At 67.5% G+C, this 859-nt stretch carries 1 protein-coding gene; it reads left to right on the top strand.

Annotated elements, in window-relative coordinates:
• Window positions 1–54 precede the first annotated feature (54 nt).
• Complete coding sequence (locus tag GD970_RS21410; RefSeq protein ID WP_152204896.1) at window positions 55–753, top strand: hypothetical protein; 699 nt, start codon at window positions 55–57, stop codon at window positions 751–753.
• The last annotated feature ends 106 nt before the right edge of the window (window positions 754–859 follow it).

Below are 859 nucleotides of genomic sequence, written 5' to 3'. Positions count from 1 at the left end.
CGCGTCCTTGCAACCACATGAGATAGGGGCCCCTTCCCCGATAATCTCGTGCGCATGGCACTTCCGACGCCCCGCCCCTGGGATCAGGCCGCAGACGGCTTGCTCACCCAGGCCGACCTGCCCGCCGGTTGGCACCTCGCCACCCGCTTCCCTGGCGAGCGCGCCGACGATGCCAGCGACGAGATGGACCGTGTGCTCGGCTACGACGACCAGGCGCCGGGCGGCGGCGACGGCGCCTCCGAGCAGAACGAAACCGCCGAGGGGCGCTGGCGTTACATCGAGCACGAAGCGACCGCCACGCGCGTGATGATCCGCTTGCAGCGACAGCTCTACGCCACCCCGGAAGAAGTGCGCATCACCGGCGTGATCTACCTACCCTGGCGACCAGGCGACCCCATCACCAGCCACCTCCTGCGAGAACTCCCGACCGCGAAGATCGAGGCAGCGATCAACAAACGCCTCTTCGCCATGAAGCGCGTCACCACCGTCACCGGCGACCAGGTCGTCCTCCCGAGCGGCCGCAAAATCAGCGACCGCGAACTCCTAAAACCGCTCGGCAACCCCAAGCAGGTGCCCGACTTCTACGAACTCGTCGCACTACAACACGGCAAGCTCTCCGGCCAGGGTGACGACAATCCGTCAGCGACGATGGCGCAAGTCAATGGCGTCGCCCTCAGCACCGCACAGGGCTGGGTCGCGAAGGCCCGCAGCCGTGGGTTGCTCCCTCCGGGACGCCGCGGTCGCGCTGGGTAGCGCAGGGGCGTTGAACTGCTCGCCAGCCCCGCGCGGGCGGGATCACGAATCGGCGTTTTGCCGCGCAAACACTGGGGAATGGCCGGGTCGATCGCTGGATGACAAC

The sequence above is a fragment of the Georgenia thermotolerans genome, from assembly GCF_009193185.1.
GTDB classification, from domain to species: Bacteria; Actinomycetota; Actinomycetes; order Actinomycetales; family Actinomycetaceae; genus Georgenia; species Georgenia thermotolerans.
Note: the sequence above shows the minus strand (reverse complement) of the source record. Positions and strands in the feature narration are given on the sequence as shown.